The organism is Pantoea sp. GbtcB22 (genome assembly GCF_019091025.1).
GTDB classification, from domain to species: Bacteria; Pseudomonadota; Gammaproteobacteria; order Enterobacterales; family Enterobacteriaceae; genus Pantoea; species Pantoea leporis.
This window is the reverse complement of sequence record NZ_JAGXKB010000016.1, coordinates 1-3,633: the sequence shown is the minus strand read 5'-3', so window position 1 is coordinate 3,633 and position 3,633 is coordinate 1. Positions and strand designations below refer to the sequence as shown.

Annotated in this window: 2 protein-coding genes; both read left to right on the top strand. The window is 53.0% G+C overall.

Features of this window, described 5'->3' with window-relative positions; genetic code table 11:
• A partial coding sequence (locus tag KVT28_RS24615; protein WP_217550764.1) for an Ig-like domain-containing protein occupies window positions 1–2,953 on the top strand: 2,953 nt, incomplete at its 5' end.
• Between the two features lie 183 nt (window positions 2,954–3,136).
• Window positions 3,137–3,633 (top strand): hypothetical protein (locus tag KVT28_RS24610; protein ID WP_217550762.1); only part of this gene is annotated, 497 nt, incomplete at its 3' end.

Sequence of the window (3,633 nt, the reverse complement as noted above, 5' to 3'; positions counted from 1 at the left end):
CGTCTACGCCGATGCCGCTACCGGTGCGTGGAGCTGGCAGTTCACCGGTACCGATAAGTTCACCGAAGGCATGCATAAGCTGACCGTGCAGGCCGTCGATCCGGCGGGCAACATTTCCGTGCTGTCCGCCGCCTTTACCATCACCGTTGATACGCAAATTGCGCAGCCAGAGCTGGCCACCGTCAGCGATGCGGTAAGCGGCGGTGCGTTTGGCGGCATTGCCAACGACGGCACCGGCCTCACCAACGACGCCCGACCCGTGCTGAGCGGCAGCGCCGAAAAAGGCAGTCTGGTAACTATTTACGACGGCACTACGGCGGTGGGCAGCGTCTATGCCGACGTCATCACCGGCGCGTGGAGCTGGCAGTATTCCGGTGCCGATGAGTTTGACGAAGGCTCGCATACGCTGACCGTGCAGGCCGTCGATCCGGCGGGCAACATTTCCGTGCTGTCCGCCGCCTTTACCATCACCGTTGATACGCAAATTGCGCAGCCAGAGCTGGCCACCGTCAGCGATGCGGTAAGCGGCGGTGCGTTTGGCGGCATTGCCAACGACGGCACCGGCCTCACCAACGACGCCCGACCCGTGCTGAGCGGCAGCGCCGAAAAAGGCAGTCTGGTAACTATTTACGACGGCACTACGGCGGTGGGCAGCGTCTATGCCGACGTCAGCACCGGCGCGTGGAGCTGGCAGTATTCCGGTGCCGATGAGTTTGACGAAGGCTCGCATACGCTGAGCGTGCAGGCCGTCGATCCGGCGGGCAACATTTCCGTGCTGTCCGACACCTTTACCATCACCGTTGACACGCAAATCGCACAGCCGGTGCTGGCCACCATCACCGATGCAATAACCGGCGGCGCACTCGGCCCAATTGCCAACGACGGCACCGGCCTCACCAACGATGCCCGCCCTGTGCTGAGCGGCTCGGCCGAAAAAGGCAGTCTGGTCACGATATTTAACGGCACTGCGGCAATAGGAAGTGTTTGTGCAGACAGCATTAGTGGCACGTGGAGTTGGCAGTTCACCGGCACCGATAGGTTTGAGGAAGGTCCGCACACGCTGAGCGTGCAGGCAGTCGATACCGCAGGTAACACGTCAGTGTTGTCCGATGTTTTCACAATCAATGTTGATACCGTCAAGCCACTTAATGCCGGGCAGAACGTTTCGAGTGTAGATCCCACCAAGCTGTGGAACGGTGCCTTTACTGATGACAATCGTCCGCAACTCAGTGGTATGGGTGAAGCCGACTGCACCGTTACCATTTATCTGAATGGAGTTCCCGTTGGAACACAAATAATTGGGAGCAATAATCAGTGGCACTGGCAGCCAGATAGCGCGTTGGATGACGGCGACTATCGCTTTACCATCATCATCACCGATCCAGCAGGTAACGCCAGTGATGTCAGTGCAGCGACTGAAATCACCGTAGACACTTCGGCACCGTCAGGCATGGCCAGAATAGCAGCAATAACCCATGACAGCGGCTATCTCAATAACGCGGGGGATTTCTACACTGACGTTGGCACAACTGGGCATCTGATCCGTGGTCAGCTTGATGGCATTGTTAATGCCAATGAACGTATCCAGATTTCTGTCAATGGCGGTGTGAGCTGGCATGATGCACTCAGAGATCCATCAGGTGGATGGTACTGGTTTGACGGTGAAAACCACGCGAATAGTTGGTCAATCCAGACGCGAGTTATTGATAATTTAGGTCGCACTGGTCCAGTAGAAACACAGCAGGTTAATGTTGATACCACTAAACCTGAGGCACCGTTTGAACTGACATATTCAGGTCAGGATGTCACGGTTCACTTTTCCGGGAACCAGACTGAAAAAGGTGGTCAGGTAAGCCTTAACATTGATGGAAACTATTATCTCTTCACGGTCACTGACGCAGATAGTGATCGGGGATATATGGTTATTACGTTGCCTACATCGATTGAACCCAATGATAATATGCTCGCGGCAGTGGTAAACAAGGCTGGTAAATTATCAGAATATCGAAATATTCCTGAATCCAAAGAGATTGATTTCTCGTTATATACTGGCGGTTACAATTTCCCAGCAGGTACTATCGTAGATGGGGTCACATTTAATTCAACGGGGCATTTTCATAATAGAGACTCCTACACTGCAGGTACAAGTAAAGGATGGCTGTTGCATTTTTGGGGAGGATCGTCATCTCTTGATCTCAATCGTAGCGAATTAGGCACTAAAGATATTTCATTTAATACCAGAATGTTTTCTGGCACCGGAAATATTAATTTCAACTTTTATGATAAAGATAACAATCTACTCGGAAGCAGATTAGTCACGAATGCAAACACATCGGTTAACAACCTGGTGGAATATCACTCAGACATACCAATATACCGTGTTTTATTCACGTATAGTGGTAATGTCAGCATTTGGGATTTCAACATCATGCGTAGCTATACACATGCCCCAGACCAAGACCATGCAGTCACGGATGAGAGCCAGTACTTAATCGGTAGTGAGCTAAATGACAGCTTTACTGTCACTGACGTGCATCACCTTGATACTGTTACTCAGCTTGGGGGTGGCAGTGGTATTGATACACTGGCATTAACCGGTGCTAATCAGGTGCTTGATTTCACCCGATTAGCCAGCAAGATAAGTTCTATTGAGGTCATTGACATTACCGGAACCGGTGATAATACACTGATGTTATCACTGGGCGATATTTTGGCAAATGGTCAGGTCGATCTGTTTAGAGAAAACGGTAATCTGCAATTAATGGTGAAAGGCAATGCCGGCGATACGGTTAATCTTTCTGACATGTTACCTAACGGTGCCGATGCCGGTGACTGGAACAGCGGAGGTAAAGTTAACGTTGGCGGTACTGAATATCAGATATTCCAGCATTCTGCTCTAGATGCTGAGCTGTTAGTACAGCAAAACGTAACGGTTAATCTCGACAATCACTAACGTTCAGACTGACCCGCCTTCATTGCGGGTCAGTTTTTTTTAATAAATATTTTCCTACAAAACTCACTGTTTTCTCCGTCTTTTCTTACCTTCCCAGACCCGGCCTGTATTTCATCGCATCCCCTCCCGGCATAATTCCCGTTATTTATTTAATCTCAGCCACTTATTTCAGGAACTCTGTTTATGTCCGCTTCCGTTCTCGCCGTCGCCACGGCCGAAGGTAACCGCCTCTCTGCGCCGCTGATGCTGCCGTCCGGCAAAGGCACTCAGTACATTCACTCCACCCCCGGCCAGCGCATCGTGCTGTCCGATGCGCAGCATCCCGGTCAGCCCGCGCGGATGGCGATGAAGCGGCACGGCAAAAACCTGCTCCTGACCGTGCCGGGCGAGGATGAACCGCGCCTGGTCATCTACGATTTCTACGAGAACAACGCCCGCCTGCAGGGCATCGGCGAAGACGGCATGCCGCACGACTGGGTTTCCGCCGATAACGGCGAAGCGACCAGCGACATGGACGACGGCGAGAGCGCCTTCCTGATGCTCAGCGGCGACGCCGCGGCTGATAGCGCCCCGCTGTTCGTGCCGGAGCATAACAGCGGCGCATGGATGGCGATGGCCGCCTTCGCCGGGCTGCTCGGCCTCGGCGGCATCGTGCGCGCCATGCAGAACCAGCACGGCGG